Here is a 15,212-nt window from a genome sequence, read left to right on the forward strand (position 1 = left end):
GCAACAGACCACCAGAAATTATATATTTTCTAAATGAAACTAAATGCAGTAAAAACTACTGTTTTTTGATAAATTGCTTTGGATGAAATTTACCGCTAGGATGTCAAAAGCAGACAAACCATATAGTCTGATTCATCCGCATGACAAGCTTATTTAGGACAAACTCTCAGTACATGGAATACTTATTAACATTAGGTGAAACAATTTGAAATTTCCCTTCTAGAATTTTAAATTTCTTAGCAGTAAGTGAAGCTATAGTGGATTTAGCAATGCTGCTGTTAATGTGGCTAAGGTTAGTCCTGCTGCCAAATTATATGAAGAAGAATTAGTTTAGAAACGCACACTAACTCGATGACAGGCAAAAACGCAAGACATAATGCATTTCTGCGGCTAGTGTCTGGTAATGGGGCAGCTTCTGGATCAGAATCTCGCTACTCGCTGCCCCCCAGCAAAGAGATGGTAATTGGACGCGACCCCAGCTGCCAAGTTGTCTTGGATGCCATGATGTACCGGATGGTATCTCGTCGTCATGCGGTGGTTCGTCCCCTCTCTTTATCGCCAGATAGCAAATTCAGCTGGGTGCTTTGTGATTTAAATAGTGCTAATGGTACTTATTTGAATGGACAACGCTTGTATGAATGTCAGGAATTGCACCCAGGTGATCGCATTTCTCTAGGTGCTGATGGTCCGCAATACGTTTTTGAGTACGAATTTACTTACCAAGCTCCAGCCACAACCGTTAACCAAGTTACACCATTACCTTCGGCAACAAACTACCACGGACACACGCAATTAAAGCAGCCAGATTCTGTTAGCTTCACTCAGCTTTTCCCGATTATTTCTACTGGTAAAGATTTAACTCGGAAAGCTTATCTCGTACCGGGAATACTGACCGTAATCTTTGTAGTGTTAATGTTTGCTACAGTCGGTCAGCCCCAAGCTAATCAAATTATCGTTGCAACTTATATTGCCTTCGCTGCCTACTATTTTGTTTACCAACTTTGCGGTAAACAAAAGCCTTGGTGGGTGCTAATGGGTGCGGCATTGAGTACAACGTTGATTTTACTCAGTCCACTGTTGGATCTATTTATTTTCGTGTTTCGCGGTATTCTTCCGGGAAACTTGCCCTCACCCCAAGAATCTACCACCTTCACAGAGTTACTGGTACGGATGTTTTTTGGTGCTGGGTTGATGGAGGAATTACTTAAGGCATTACCTGTGTTAGGGGCATTTGCCATCGGTAGAATGTTATCTTCGCCTTGGCGGGAAAGGATCGGCGTTTGGGAACCCCTAGATGGTATTCTCCTGGGAACGGCTTCTGCTGTGGGTTTCACTCTATTGGAAACTCTTGGACAATATGTGCCCGATATTGCACAGCAGGTAGGCATAGGCGCTGCTGGTCAACTAGCGGGTTTACAACTGCTAATTCCGAGAATTTTAGGCTCTGTAGCGGGACACATGGCTTATAGTGGCTACCTGGGCTATTTTATCGGGTTGGCTGTTCTCAAGCCCAGTAGAAGTTGGCAAATTCTTTCTATTGGTTATCTTAGTGCTGCTGCGCTCCATGCTCTGTGGAATGCGACAGGATCCATTAATGCCTTGCTGTTGGTAGTTGTTGGGGTGTTATCTTACGCCTTTTTGATGGCGGCAATCCTCAAGGCCAGGGCGCTATCACCTACGCGATCGCAAAATTTCGCTACCCGATTTCTAGGCCCAAAATAAGAGATGAAGAAGCTGGAATCAGGAAGCAGAGGAGCAGAGGAGCAGGAGGAGCAGGGGGAGCAAGGGATAATTTGAATATTTATATCTTTGGATAGATGGCCTAGTTAGAAAATAAGCGTATTGTAAATTTACTCTGGGATAACTATGCCTAAAAAATAAAAATCCTTTAACTTCTTACAAAAGTCTTGATTTTCGACTCTTTTTTGCGCCTCTGCATAATGTAAATCAACATCTTCGCAAGAGATGACGCTGAACGTATAGCGATTACAAAGCGTGGGCTATGCGAACACAGCGCATGATGAAAAGATTTTGGCTTTCTCTACTTTTTCTATTGGCCGTTACCGATCAACTTTCACTGATTACCGATTTTATAGTTCAGACTGAGACTGGTTGAGTTGAGTAAAAGCATAAGAAGCGATCGCTAAAGTGACCTTTGCTTTCTCTACTTCTGATAAAGCTGTCCACTCGCTATTGTTAAGATTACTTATGGCAGATGCCGCGTTTTTTGATTCGCTACTTCGCATGGCGTAAGCAAAAGGACGAGCTAAAACTAAAAGATCCTCTGTTCCCCAAGTTGGTAACACTGTCTGAACGCACTCAACTAATTGTTCACCCATTGATTGCTGGGCAGCAAAAATCTCAGCAGCTCTCTGGGCAATGGTATTGAGCAATGTTTGGGGGATACAGGCAGCAAAAGTTCTACGTAGTGTTTCTTGAAGATTCAGCACTAGTGCCTGTTGGGAATTGTCATTATAGCTTGACGTAAGGGAGATATTAGACCAAAGTGTATCCAGATTGCTATAAAAATCTTGCGATCGCGTTGTCAGTTCTTCCTCAAGTAAATCTTGCATTCCAAACTGTTGTTCTAATTCCTGAAAATAAGCTTCTGATTCTTCATCAGCTGGATTCCAGGGATAGGTAGCATCGTCTGGTTCTAGTAGCGCTTCTAATAAATCTAAATCTACTTGAGATGGCAAAGAAGAGAAGGTGTCTGAGCCATTAATTTTTTTAGCCATTTTTTATTGTCTCCCGATTATTTGGTGGTATTGACAACTACAATTCCTTACAAGAGATTTCCGCAAAAATAGTTGATTTTTTCTCTGGGGAAAATAGATTTTAAAAGCTGATGTTAAGCATGAAAATTTACTTATGCAATAGCTATACTAGGAGTCTTCAATAATAAACTCCCAGGTTTCACCTCTAGCACTTCCAAACTTTAACTGCATTCCCGATTTCAGTGGTACTTCCTCTCGGAGGATTTGTTGCCATCCATTAGGGCCTAAAAACCAGGTTGTACCATAAGTGGAAAAATCTTGCAAATAATAAGTTCGTACCAATGTAGCATCAGTAAGAGTATTACGGCAGAAGATTTCGGCGTGGCGTTTGGATACAGATGGTTCGGCGATGACAATATCATTATCTTTCGTGCGACCAATACGGGTAACTCCATAACGCAACAACCAGGTTTTACCTTTGGGAGTGAGCGATCGCAACGAAGCAGTCGGAAGCGGTGAACCGATATCAGGAATGGCTGTGTCTGGCAGTTCGGTAATACCTTCATCTAGATTTTTAATGAGTTCGCCATTAAAATCTGGATGCAGGTAGAGAACAGGTAAAGTCCAAGCGGGTTGATTAAATTTATACAGTGTTAATAACTCTTGCCTAGCCAGTGATACGGCTTCATCTATGGGTTTGTGCGATCGCAAAGCTTCAGTAAACGCTTGAATAAAACTGTGGCTTTCGTGATCGGCGATTTCATCGCGCATCCCCAAAACGGCAGGTACACCATGACGAATCAGTACTTCGGCTAAACTACTGGCAGGTATGGCTTGATGATTGATAGCAGCTGGTTGTGCGCCCCAACAGGCGTTGAAAAGTGCTAGTTTCACACCTGTACGGGTCAAAACTTGCGCCAATTCTATCCCATTCAAGGGCATATCTGGTCGCAAAAACAGTAATCCTCCATCTGCTCCTGGCAAACCATGTCCAGCGTAAAAGAAAACGTTATATACTTTGGTTTCTAATTCTTGAATCAACTCTTGTGGAGTTGGTTGTATAAGTTTATTTACTATACAAGGTGCATATCTTTGAGAATTACCGTCCCCAGGTGTATCTACAAGACTTTGCTGTAAAATAGCCGCTTCTTGTTCTAGTTGCAGCTTTTCATCATGACCTAAAACCAGCAAAATACTTAAAGCCTGGTCAGTTCGCAAATACGGTAATGGGTCAACTTCGCTGCTGGTACGACTAAATAGCAAATCTTGGGAGAGAGACATTGCTGATTGACCAGGTTCACGCTGCATAATTTCCCAAGGGAGAGCGATCAGATCAGGGTCACGAATTTCTAGCCGAAAGCGCAAACGTGTATGCTGACCCATAGCAATCCCACGACTGCGTTCTAGACTACCGAGAATTTGCCCGTCAAATACCCACCGCCATAAATTCATTCCCAAGTATTGCATCAGACGACTGCTGTAAGGCCCAGTGGTTTGACCAGAAGGCGGCGAAATCAAATCGATGGAGAATTGGTTCGACTTTTGAGATGTTGAGTTTGGGGAAATATCTAGCCGACTATGGCCAGCAAACATCTGCTGCCATTCTTGCCAGACTTGATTGAGTTCAACAGGCCATACACAGTCACGTAAAACGTAGCCACTGGGATAGGGAGCCTTGACCACCCAAATGGCGAAGTTGTCAGTGCCAGTGTTTAAGAGACGGGCGATCGCCAAATTCAGGGATGGCATGGATTCATAAAACTCAAAGCTAAAAACAATGGAAGGAGGCAGGAGGTAGGATAGCGCCGGCGGCAAGCAAGTCCACGAACATCAGGTAGTTTTTCTTCAAGAAGAACTGCCCTCTGCGGCTCGACTGAGCGATCGCCGAACGTCCTCCTGCCTTTCTTGATAATTTAAAATAACAATTCTTCAAGGTGAAAATTTTCTATTTTTTGACCTTGTAAGTTTTTTACTTTGATTGTTACTTGTTATTATTCCAGGTTTTTACCAGTTTATCGAGTATTTGATTAAGTTGGACTGGTGTCAGATGATGGAGTAGCTGGCGGTTGCGTGACGGTGGAACAGGGATTTGCTACATCTGATTGTAAGACAGATACACCAAAGCGTTTTAGTTGGGATAAGTCCAGCAATACTGGTTCCGGTAAAGGTTTCAAATTGGGTGGAACTGAGGAAGTTACTGCTGGTTTATTAGTATTAGCTGGAGTTGGCGTGTTTTTGCTTGGACAGACTCGCATAGAAACCGAAAGATTTCCAGAAGCAGGGTTGGGATTTGGATTTGTGTTGATAACTTGTAAAAATGCTCCAGGGGGAAGCGATGGTTTATTTCTCAAGGGGATTTCCTTGTTGGTTTGAATTACCCAGCCAGGAGAAAGGTTATCAAGCGATCGCGCTACGGGTGTTGCTTGGGTGGTAGGCTTTTGAGTTGCTGTGGGATTGGGAAGAAATGGAAATAAGCCTGATGGCGATTGCAATTCCTTCACCAACAATCCTAAAGAGCCTGCTATTACCACAATTATTAAAGGAACAATCCACTGTAGCGGTAATTGGCGATTTTTAGCAGGTTCAGTGTCGGGAATCACCTGAGTTTTGTGGTTTGGGCTACCTAAAAGGGTTGCATCTGTTGCCCTGGATGCCAAATCAACAGTTTTGGCAGAATAACTCTCTGGAATGAAGGCTTTGATGGTAATTTCTGGTTCCCAATATTGGACTTGATAATGAACTAAAGCGATGGTGACATTATCGTGTCCGTTTTTAGTATTAGCGATTTCGATTAATCTATCGGCAACATTGGCGATGTTTGCTTCCCCAACTAGAATTGGCAAAATTTCTGTTTCCCAGTATTCCTCCACCCGATCAAAATCACTCAAACCATCGGATGTGAGCAGAAAAATCGCATCTTCGTCGAGCATAAACCGTGCCGAGGTGGGATGCAATGAAGTGCTGGGCCCCATACCCAAAGCCTGGACGAGAGAGCCAGCAGAACTTTGTTGTACAGCATCGCGGTAAATGGCATAGCCTAGCCGCACCTCGCGGGAAGCGACATCATCATCAAGAGTAACTTGATAACAGCCTTGGCGGGTAATCCAGTAAGCACGACTATCACCTACATGGGTAATGTACATTTCGTGTGCAACAGGCAATGCCATGACTAAAGTCGTGCCCATGCGCTGCCGCCCTTGGCGATTTTCACTGTCATTGCGCTGACTAATTTTGTCATTGGCAATTGCCACTGCTTTTTCTAGGTCATTCAGCAGTAGTGAGGGGTCTATGTGGTCGTAGGGAACTTTTGTTAATTGCTGTACCTGCTGCTGGATCGTTTCAATGGCTAAATTTGAGGCGACATTGCCACCTTCGTGACCACCGATGCCATCACAGACGATTGCTAAAGCTGTTGGCTGGGGTGGTTTGCTGATCAGAGTTCCACTGGGAGGGCTACAGGCATCTTCGTTGCGTTGGCGACTTGGGCCAGTGTCGGTTTTGGTGATAATTTTGATCGTAGGCGTTTGCGATCGCCCTAACCCAGCCAGTCCCTGATCTAAAACTGTAATCAATTGGTCAGTTGAGTTAATCTCTCCCTGAATTAAAGAAAGGCTAACCTGCTCAACAAATTCAGTTATGGCTGGTTTGGCTTCATGTACCAACTGCTGCCAAAATTCACCTAACTGCGGCAATTCTGGTGATATTTCGCTGTCGAAACGCAAATCCAACAACCGCACTAACGATCCTTCTACCCGTAATACAGATGAGTCAAGCAAGCTAGAAGCAACACCTTCACTTGCTAGAGGTTGCCACAGATGAGCTATTTGCCATAACCAATTGAGTTGGCGCATCGATGTTGCATCACGCCAAGCGGTGGTTAACTCGCTGCCCAAACACACTTGGATTGTGTCATCTACTAATAGTGGCGGTTTAAATAGTGGCGGTTTTTCTAAGAGTAATATTTCTCTTTCCTGGGAAGATCCGTCAGCTATAAAAATGACTCCATATACCTGTGGTACGTGTAAGCGATAGGGAATGAGTCTCAGGTAAGCTCTTAGAGGCTGTAAATTCTCTAACTCAGGTGTTAGCGCTAAGAAACCAGGTTTCGTATCTAAAAGAATAAATTTATCAACGACTAAATAGCGATCGGCTAATATTTCTCCAGGGCTACCCACACTTGGGCCATCTACCACAGCCCAGAGATAATTTTTGGGTAAGGGCGTGGAACATCGCTGGCAAAACTTGTGAGTCAGGGGGTTGGCAGCCTGACAATTTTCATTTGGACAGTAGAGCGTTGCCGCGTCATTTTCCATAATTTTCGCACCGATCAGCGATTGGCAATTTCTTTAACAGCATTATTAGGGACAATCTAGACCGCTCATCTTTCTTAAAATTGACATACCCAGACTTTAGATGATGATTTTAGCTGGCGGATATCAGCAGGTGCTAATACTTAACTTATCTAAAAAACACGCTTCTAAGTCAACCCTCCAGCCTCATCATAGCTTCTATTGCTCTGTGACTCTCAATCGCCAAAGCAACTAGCTCCAACCCTGTTAACAAAGCATAACCCAACCATAACTGTGCCCCAAGCTTTTGCTGAATTATCGCATCATCAAGAGGCAGAGAATGTTGGCATTTATTTAGTTTATAAGTAGGATAGCAACAATTAACTTTAATTAAGAATTAAGAATAGCAAATATAGTTTTGGCAAAAGTACCGGATGATATTCCCCCTTCCACGTCGGTAAGGGGGATTTTTCGTCGGCTTTTGCTGATGAGTTGCTTGAATTGTCGGAAGGGTTCAGCCGGACTCCTAGCAACTTTTTAGCTTACTTGTTTGTCGTCAATTGCAACTTGGGGGACTCCCATGCTGTAGTTGGTAACGCGCGCAGACAGATTGTAGCTGATTTCGCCGCCTTGCAGGAGCGATCGCAGATAATGCTCTAAGTCTGACCCCACACGGCGCAAATTATAATCCGTGAGGTCTGCGCCACTGGATGCTTCTACTAGTTCATCAAATTTTCGATAAACTTTTTGCAGCGCGTCTTCATTCCAGTTAAATTCGTTATCTGGGTCAATATCTAACGTTAAGACCTGTTGACTTGGAACTAGGTCGCCATCCCGGTCAATTTCGCCTGCAAAAATGCGGACATGACGGGTTGTGGACTTGAGCAGCATCGGGTTATCCATAAAAGGGTGTAAGATTTGGGTGGATTACACTGAAATTATTGTAAACGCTATATTCAAGCTTGAATGCTCTCAATTTACAAGCTTTGAACGCAGTTTCAAAAGGGTATATTGAATGAGCATAAGTAAAAATATCACCTGTACTGGTTAACTTACTACTTCTGTTATAAGTTGAAGACACATTTAGCAGCTAGTACTGACAGTAGTCCAATTATTTTTCTGTAAAAATTACTTTTTCATTTAGGGTATACAAACAAATAAAGTGGTGTGTGAATCTTAACTACTGCTAGGATTTTCTTACTCATAAAGCCTAAAAGCCAGTAAGATAAAGCACTCACAAGGAATAATTTGATCTGTGTACATTTTTTTCTAGAGAACAAAAGTTTTTACCTTAATAATTCTGCTCACCAATTTCTTCGGAATTTTCTATTGCAAAAAACGTACATCAAGTAATTTTACTGAATAGTGCTACATCGACCTCTGGCTGTAATAAGTTCAAAAAAATTAAGCGATTTTACTTACGTATAAACACTAAAATTAAAGTAACAAGTCCAACTGTTATTGACGTTCACATAAAGTTGATGTAAAAAGCTTTAAAAAGGTTGAACAACTTCTTACAGAAACTTTATTGTGTAGAATCTTAAAAACTGAATAATAGTTATGGCTTACCATAAGCTACATCTGGCACAGGAACATCAAAATCTAGACAGTGAAAATTTAGCTTGTAAATAAAACACAGGAGAGTGAAATGGATTACAAAAGTGATTGATGAAGAAAAATTCTTAATTCAAGCACTTTGGATTCAAAAGAGATATAAAGAATTTTTGCTGGACATCTACCTCCTTACCCTCATGACAACCAAGTAAAGGAATCTCAATAGTTATGAACTCCAAAGCATTACCACGCCAGATAAATAATCTCGAAGTAGGTGTTTATGAGTGCGAAATCCATCTCAAATTCCGGTTGATTGAGGAAAAGAGTCTATTGAGCGATCGCGAGCAACTCTTACAAGTGCTACTTGATGCTTTAACCGAAGGTTCTGATGACTTTCTAGAGACGCTACAAGCGTCCGTTAAAGCGCAGGAAGTGTCTGAGTTTAAAGCTTCACCTCAAATGCGACGTCAGCTTATGCGCTTGCGTAATGCTGCTGAAAATCCACCAACTTAAAGGTGTAATTTAAGTAATGAGAAGCATTAATTGGGCATCAAATCAAATGTTGATCCCATAGCCCCGTTGCAATAAAAACTAAGCAGCAAGTAGAATTCATCAAAATATTGTGATTTCTACTTTGTGAAAGTCTTATTTAGCAGCACAAAGTCCCAGGAACAGTTTCCTCTATTAAAAAACTTTGTAGCAAAGGGTACTGGTAGAATCTGAGAGTCAACTCAACCGGGTGCATTTTACCGAGTTTTTATCAAATTGCAGGAAGAAAAAACCTGTGTCTTTACAGATGGGAAATTGGACAACAGGCGCAAATCCAATAAAAACCTAAAAGACCAAAGTAAACATAAAATAACCTTGCTTTTAGCTTTTTACTTTAGCTAAGTGCCTGATCTGCTGAAATACTTATGTTTTATCTATTACCAGTATTAGGTTATGGTTTGGCAGCCAGTTACCTATTACTAATTACCCAGAGGCAGGAGGCAGGGGAAGATGAGGGAGATAAGGAAGAAGCAAGGGAGCAGGGAGCAGAGGAGAAAGAGGTAATTCATTTTCTCCCCTGCCCCCTTGCCTCTCTGTCTCTTTTGCCCCCTGCACCTCTGCCTCTTTTGCCCCATGCCCAATACCTATTTAGCCAGACCGTGTTCTAGAGCAAAACGAACTAACTCTGTACGGCTATTAGTGCCAGTTTTACTAAATAAACGGCTGACGTACTTTTCTACATTGCGGACGCTGGTTTCCAAACGACGGGCGATTTCTTTATTCATCAACCCTTCAGCGACCAAGTTTAAAACACTTTGTTCTCTAGGAGTCAAATCAATTTTAAAAGGGGCTGGCGATTGGGAAATGGCATTTCTTTGGGTTAATAATGCTTTAATTTGGGCAATCTGATTGGCTAATTCAGCAAGATCGGGTGTTTCAGCGTCATCTCCTGTAGTTTTAGCCTTAGCATCGCGGCGGGCTAGTAAATTTTCGACTATAGCCACTAACTCATCAGGATCAAAGGGTTTGGGTAAATAGGCATCAACACCAGCATGATAGCCTTGGATGCGATCGCCAGTCATACCCTTAGCAGTTAAAAATACTACCGGCAGTGCTTGGAAGCGGGGGTCTTCTCGCAGTTGCTTGAGGAACTGATAGCCATCCACTTGGGGCATCATGACATCCGATATCACTAAGTCAGGTGTATTCATCTGCATCCATTCCCAACCTTCAAGGGCGTTACTGGCGACTTGAACGCTGAAACCGCTCTCTTGCAAATAGTCTTTCACGGCTTCCCGTATACCTGGTTCATCATCCACCAGTAACAATTGTGCTGACATTTAAGATTTCCTTGAGTTTTCCTTTTTCCAATTTAGCGAAAGTTGACAGTCATTGAACATTCTGGATTTATCTCTACAGCCCCTAAAACTTTTAAAGTTGACATTTAACCTTTGTAATCGTCCTCCCTTCATAAAAACGGGCTGACTGCAAAATTTAGGAACTTCCAAATAAAAAAATACAATTATTGATTGTGGGGCGGGCAAGATGAGCGCCACATAAACTGGGCGCTCATCTTGCCCACCCTACAAGATTGGATAATTTGTGGAAAAACTATTTGCCAAAAAGCCAGGGTTTTTGCTGGATAAAGAAAACCGAGTTCTTAATTTTGGATAAAGTCGAGCCAAGAAAGCGGGAACGACTGCGTGAGACATATTTATATTTTTGATGAGCAACATTACAAAATCCTATATGCAGTTTTCTGCAAGATAACAGGTACTATTATGCGATCGCACTATATAAATTAGGCACGTATATGTGCATAAATGGTGAATGCCTTGCCTAGTTCCTTTCCCTTAATCTGAGTATTAAAGAAACGGTTAATGAATCAAAAAACACAAAAAGCATCAATTCATTAACCTTGCGGATAAAAATTTTGTAATCTTTATTAACTCATATTGAGAGGTTGATTATGCTTTCTAAACTAGTTCAAAATACTGTTTTAGTAACAACTTTGGCATTCCCAATAGTCCCATTAGCTATTCAAAATGCTCTTGCAAATGATCTCCGTGATTTCTTGATTTACAACAACAATGAGTTAGAGATCACTGCACTGTATGTATCCTCAGCAAAATCTAGATATTGGAATGATAATATTCTCAATTCAGATATTGTTAACGGTTCATTTGACATGATTACATTTAGCAATAGCAGCAATCAATGTAAATATGATGTTAAAGCCATTTATAGCGATGGCACTTATGATCTGATGTATGAAGCTAATCTTTGCAGCACTTATGGAATAACTTTTTATGGTCACGGAGGCGAATATCGATAATATTAGGGATTTCCAAATGGTTTCTTGATGATTGCATAAAAGTGCAATCATTAAGAAAACTATTATGGTATTTTAATTAAATAATAAATATTATTTTCTAAGTTGAAATCTATAAACACAATTATAAAGGCTCTATTAACATTACGTTTGCTGGATTATTTATTGAAAAATGAAACTCTTAAGTGAGAAAAATTAAGAAGGAATAAAAATATACTGAGTTTTATTCAAAAATCAAATAGGGTTAGATATCTAGGTATTTTATCCTCTCAGATATCCGATGGCGACTGGCAAATTTTTAGACACTATCACTAGCTTTTACACGTTTTACACATCATATATAAATAATGAGTTCCTGTCTTAAATTTCAAAATCTTTTTTTAATATTAGTTTCCTGCATCACCATTACTCCAATCGCAGTATTTGCCCAATCGACACCCCCTTCTGGAATAACAATTCCCCCTGATACACCAGGGAAAGTGGAAGAAACCATTTCTCAACCATCACCAAGTATTACTCCCACACCACCTGCACAAACTGTTCCTATATTCCCATCACGCCAGCAGGAAAATCAACCCAATACCACTTTTCCTAGCGGCGAAAGTTTCTTGGTCAAAGAAATCAAAATTACAGGCTATTCTGTTTTAAAAGATGAAATCATCAGGTTAAAACAACCCTTAGAGAATACAAACGTCACATTTGAGCAATTATTGCAACTGCGATCGCAAATCACCAAACTCTATGTTGATAATGGCTATATCAGCAGTGGTGCATTTATTCCCAACAATCAAGATATCGCTAGCGGTGTTGTGCAAATCCAAGTTGTGGAAGGCGAACTTGAAGGAATTTCCATTTTAGGGTTACAAAGATTGCAAACTGCTTATGTGCGTTCCCGAATTGCACGCCTGGCGGGTAAGCCTTTAAACCAAAAACGTCTCGAAGAAGCGCTGCAATTATTACAACTTGACCCCGTAATTGAACGAGTCAATGCCGAGTTAACCGCAGGTAGCACCCCAGGTAGCAATATTTTACAGGTGACAATTACCGAATCGCCACCATTCCATGCTGGGGTGAACTTTGCAAATAACCAATCACCTAGCGTTGGTTCAGAACAAGGGAGTGTTTTTATTGCTCACGATAATTTCTTAGGGTTTGGAGATAAATTCAGTGCTGAATATGCTGCTAGTGAAGGGTTAGATATTTACAATATCAATTATTCTATTCCCTTTAACGCCCTAGATGGAACTATTGGTGTCCGCTATAGTAACAGTGCTAGCCGGATTATTGAAAGCGAATTTCGTGACTTAAATATCCGCAGCGAAGCCGAAACCCTTTCTTTTAATATCCGTCAACCGTTAACCCACACGCCAAACAACGAATTTGCTCTCTCGTTGGCATTCGATTTACGGCGCAGTCAAACCTACATCCTCAATGATATTCCCTTCTCGTTTACTGAAGGGCCCGAAGATGGGCAATCAAGAGTTACGGTAATTCGTTTTTCGCAAGATTGGTTACAACGTAATGCTAACAGTGTCTTAGCGGCGCGATCGCAATTTAGTTTTGGCATCGATGCAATTGATCCAACTATCAATGATACTGGTACTGATGGGCGTTTTTTCTCCTGGGTAGGACAATTTCAATGGGTGCAACGGCTATCTCCCCGCATATTGATGTTGGCTAAAGTTAACACTCAACTTACTCCTGATTCCTTACTTTCGCTGGAAAAAATCAGTATTGGTGGAGTTGATACAGTGCGCGGCTATAGTCAAAATCAAATTGTTGCTGACAATGGGGTAGTTGGAGGTGTGGAGGTTCGTATTCCCTTAGCATCGAATGTGGAAACTTTACAACTAATACCCTTTTTTGATATCGGCACAGCTTGGAATAATCGCGGTATTAATGCCAATCCACAAACCATTGCTAGCATTGGTTTCGGCTTAAACTGGCAACCTTTTAACGGCTTGGTATTGCGTGCAGATTATGGTATACCATTTGTGGGCACAAGCGATCGCGGTACTTCACTGCAAGATAATGGCTTTAATTTTTCAGTCCGCTATCAACCATTTTGAAGCACATCTACAGAAAAAGCGATCGCACTATAAATCAAGCTATTCTTCTGCTTCAAAAATAACACTTTCATACAGTGCTGCGATCGCCAACTCAAATTCGATGCTGGATAGGGTAATCATATCTCCCTCAGTGTAGGGATAATAAAGCCACATTTTGCCCTCTCCCCGACAGTAGCGTTCGACGGAAATTTTTTCCGAATCTATCAATAAATATTCTTGTAAAGAGGAAATTTTCAGGTAATTGGTAAATTTTTCGTCCCTATCTTTCCCGCTTGTACTTGGGGAGAGAACTTCGGCAATAATTTTCGGGTTTTGAATAAATTTGCGGGCATTCAGGTCTTGAGGGTCGCAACTGACGATAACATCAGGATAATAATAAGGACTTTGAGGAGTAACTTGTACTTTTACATCCGACACATTCACTCGACAACCTCTAGCCCGTAAATGTGGGCGTAAAGCTGTGTAAAAGTTAAGTGCAATATCATTGTGGGGAATTGTACCACCTGTCATTGCAAAAACTTCGCCGTTGACATATTCGTAACGAAGTTCTTGCTGGAGTTCCCATACAAAATATTCCTCAATGGTCATTTTTGGCGGTTGCTGAGGGATGGCTACCATAGTCAGATTTTTCCAGTTTGTTTTGATTTTAGCGAATCAACACTAATTAGAACATTCTCGACTCAATAGCAATTGTCCATTATTCAGCCGATATAATCCTTGTGGTTCGATAATTGCATCGCCTTTCTTCCAAGGACGAGATGTAGTTTCTACACCTCTCACCTCGCCAGTTGTGTAGTTAGAAACCAAAACCCCAGGACGATTAGGAGTCAAAGCACCAGAACCTGTGATGGTAAAAGAGTTTTCTTGCCGCTTAGTGCCGCGTGAAATGCAACTATTGGCGATGAGTGCGTTGGTGTCGATGACTGGGGATAACTCGGTGAAGCTATTTTGAATGGAACTGGTATCGGGTGCGTTAATGTTTATGACACCAGAAACGCCTAGTTCCGAACTGGCCGTAATATCACTTTTTTCAGTTGGCTTTGTCTGCGCTTCGATACCGAAAATACCTTGCGAGTTAATTTCGACATTTCCACCGCGTCCTTCAAAGGTGTCTGCGCTAATGTTGCTGTTTTCTTTGGGAATGGCGACGATGAATTTAGCATTAATATTGATGTTACCGCCATCACCACCTAATTTAGCTAACCCCGCAGTTGTGCTGATATTGCTGTTACGACGCAATAGCAATAAATCTGTTGCAGTTAAGCTAATATTTCCACCATCACCAGAATTAGTTACAGCAGCAATAGCTGCTTTATTATCTAATAGTACAGTACTTGAATTAATGTTAATATCTCCGGCATTTCCATCTCCCAAGCTACCAGTAGATAAAGCTGCACCATTGAGGGATAAATCACGGGCTGTAACGTTAATATTACCGCCTTCACCTTTACCTGTGAATCCTGCATCTGTTGCGACTATGCTAAAAATCCCAGTGTCAAAGTTAAAACCATTGGGAGTTATCCCTTGAAGAGAGAATTTCCCGCCAGCATTAACGGTGACGTTACCTGCATTTCCTTGTCCAAATGTCGCAGCATTGATTTGACTACCATTTGTGAAAGCAATATCCCCAGCAGCATTGATTAGAACATTTCCAGCATTGCCTTTACCAACTGGAGTTTAGACTAAAAGCGATATGAGAGAAAGCAGACCAAATGGAATTAGAGGTTAAAAATATTATCTTGTCAGCCTGAAAGCATCCGCC

At 41.5% G+C, this 15,212-nt stretch carries 12 protein-coding genes; 5 read left to right on the plus strand and 7 right to left on the minus strand.

Annotated features, from left to right (window positions below; translation table 11 throughout):
- Positions 1-351: 351 nt before the first annotated feature.
- Complete coding sequence (locus V7K69_RS25540) at positions 352-1,722, plus strand: PrsW family glutamic-type intramembrane protease (RefSeq protein WP_335039563.1); 1,371 nt, start codon at positions 352-354, stop codon at positions 1,720-1,722.
- Between the two features lie 368 nt (positions 1,723-2,090).
- Here the strand turns inward: V7K69_RS25540 and V7K69_RS25545 are convergent, their stop codons facing one another.
- The 4 genes from V7K69_RS25545 to V7K69_RS25560 form a co-directional block, all read right to left on the minus strand.
- Complete coding sequence (locus V7K69_RS25545) at positions 2,091-2,738, minus strand: hypothetical protein (protein WP_335039565.1); 648 nt, start codon at positions 2,736-2,738, stop codon at positions 2,091-2,093.
- A 147-nt stretch (positions 2,739-2,885) separates the two neighbouring features.
- Complete coding sequence (locus tag V7K69_RS25550; RefSeq protein ID WP_335039567.1) at positions 2,886-4,466, minus strand: CHAT domain-containing protein; 1,581 nt, start codon at positions 4,464-4,466, stop codon at positions 2,886-2,888.
- 278 nt (positions 4,467-4,744) lie between these two features.
- Entirely contained in the window at positions 4,745-7,030 is a 2,286-nt protein-coding gene (locus V7K69_RS25555; protein WP_335039570.1) for a protein phosphatase 2C domain-containing protein, read from the minus strand.
- 513 nt (positions 7,031-7,543) lie between these two features.
- Positions 7,544-7,909, minus strand: coding sequence for an NAD(P)H-quinone oxidoreductase subunit M (locus tag V7K69_RS25560; RefSeq protein WP_114081065.1), 366 nt, complete (start codon positions 7,907-7,909; stop codon positions 7,544-7,546).
- 879 nt (positions 7,910-8,788) lie between these two features.
- Here V7K69_RS25560 and V7K69_RS25565 point away from each other — a divergent pair.
- The gene (locus tag V7K69_RS25565) at positions 8,789-9,073 is read left to right on the plus strand and encodes an Npun_R1517 family heterocyst differentiation transcriptional regulator (protein ID WP_012408225.1); all 285 of its coding nucleotides are present in this window, start codon (positions 8,789-8,791) and stop codon (positions 9,071-9,073) included.
- Positions 9,074-9,474: 401 nt separating this feature from the next.
- Entirely contained in the window at positions 9,475-9,717 is a 243-nt protein-coding gene (locus V7K69_RS25570) for a hypothetical protein (protein WP_335039573.1), read from the plus strand.
- On the opposite strand, the gene V7K69_RS25575 is transcribed toward V7K69_RS25570, so the two are convergent.
- Entirely contained in the window at positions 9,694-10,389 is a 696-nt protein-coding gene (locus V7K69_RS25575) for a response regulator transcription factor (RefSeq protein ID WP_114081066.1), read from the minus strand. The genes V7K69_RS25570 and V7K69_RS25575 overlap by 24 nt on opposite strands.
- A gap of 629 nt (positions 10,390-11,018) precedes the next feature.
- On the opposite strand from V7K69_RS25575, the gene V7K69_RS25580 reads away from it, so the two are divergent.
- Complete coding sequence (locus V7K69_RS25580; RefSeq protein ID WP_335039576.1) at positions 11,019-11,384, plus strand: hypothetical protein; 366 nt, start codon at positions 11,019-11,021, stop codon at positions 11,382-11,384.
- Positions 11,385-11,728: 344 nt separating this feature from the next.
- Positions 11,729-13,450, plus strand: coding sequence for a ShlB/FhaC/HecB family hemolysin secretion/activation protein (locus V7K69_RS25585; protein WP_335039578.1), 1,722 nt, complete (start codon positions 11,729-11,731; stop codon positions 13,448-13,450).
- A 39-nt stretch (positions 13,451-13,489) separates the two neighbouring features.
- On the opposite strand, the gene V7K69_RS25590 is transcribed toward V7K69_RS25585, so the two are convergent.
- Together V7K69_RS25590 and V7K69_RS25595 are read right to left on the minus strand one after the other, a co-directional pair.
- On the minus strand, positions 13,490-14,068 hold the full coding sequence (locus tag V7K69_RS25590; RefSeq protein WP_335039580.1) for a Uma2 family endonuclease: 579 nt from the start codon (positions 14,066-14,068) through the stop codon (positions 13,490-13,492).
- A gap of 42 nt (positions 14,069-14,110) precedes the next feature.
- Positions 14,111-14,824 (minus strand): hypothetical protein, encoded by a 714-nt coding sequence (locus V7K69_RS25595; protein ID WP_335039582.1) that lies wholly within the window; start codon positions 14,822-14,824, stop codon positions 14,111-14,113.
- Positions 14,825-15,212: the final 388 nt, after the last annotated feature.

It is taken from the genome of Nostoc sp. (genome assembly GCF_036917775.1).
In the GTDB taxonomy this organism is placed as follows: domain Bacteria; phylum Cyanobacteriota; class Cyanobacteriia; order Cyanobacteriales; family Nostocaceae; genus Nostoc.

Excerpts from the sequence above, each read along its gene's own strand:
- V7K69_RS25550 (WP_335039567.1), bottom strand. The coding sequence starts at position 4,466 with ATGCCATCCCTGAATTTGGCGATCGCCCGTCTCTTAAACACTGGCACT.
- V7K69_RS25565 (WP_012408225.1), top strand. The coding sequence starts at position 8,789 with ATGAACTCCAAAGCATTACCACGCCAGATAAATAATCTCGAAGTAGGT.
- V7K69_RS25580 (WP_335039576.1), top strand. The coding sequence starts at position 11,019 with ATGCTTTCTAAACTAGTTCAAAATACTGTTTTAGTAACAACTTTGGCA.
- V7K69_RS25585 (WP_335039578.1), top strand. The coding sequence starts at position 11,729 with ATGAGTTCCTGTCTTAAATTTCAAAATCTTTTTTTAATATTAGTTTCC.
- V7K69_RS25575 (WP_114081066.1), bottom strand. The coding sequence starts at position 10,389 with ATGTCAGCACAATTGTTACTGGTGGATGATGAACCAGGTATACGGGAA.
- V7K69_RS25560 (WP_114081065.1), bottom strand. The coding sequence starts at position 7,909 with ATGGATAACCCGATGCTGCTCAAGTCCACAACCCGTCATGTCCGCATT.
- V7K69_RS25590 (WP_335039580.1), bottom strand. The coding sequence starts at position 14,068 with ATGGTAGCCATCCCTCAGCAACCGCCAAAAATGACCATTGAGGAATAT.
- V7K69_RS25570 (WP_335039573.1), top strand. The coding sequence starts at position 9,475 with ATGTTTTATCTATTACCAGTATTAGGTTATGGTTTGGCAGCCAGTTAC.
- V7K69_RS25540 (WP_335039563.1), top strand. The coding sequence starts at position 352 with ATGACAGGCAAAAACGCAAGACATAATGCATTTCTGCGGCTAGTGTCT.
- V7K69_RS25545 (WP_335039565.1), bottom strand. The coding sequence starts at position 2,738 with ATGGCTAAAAAAATTAATGGCTCAGACACCTTCTCTTCTTTGCCATCT.
- V7K69_RS25555 (WP_335039570.1), bottom strand. The coding sequence starts at position 7,030 with ATGGAAAATGACGCGGCAACGCTCTACTGTCCAAATGAAAATTGTCAG.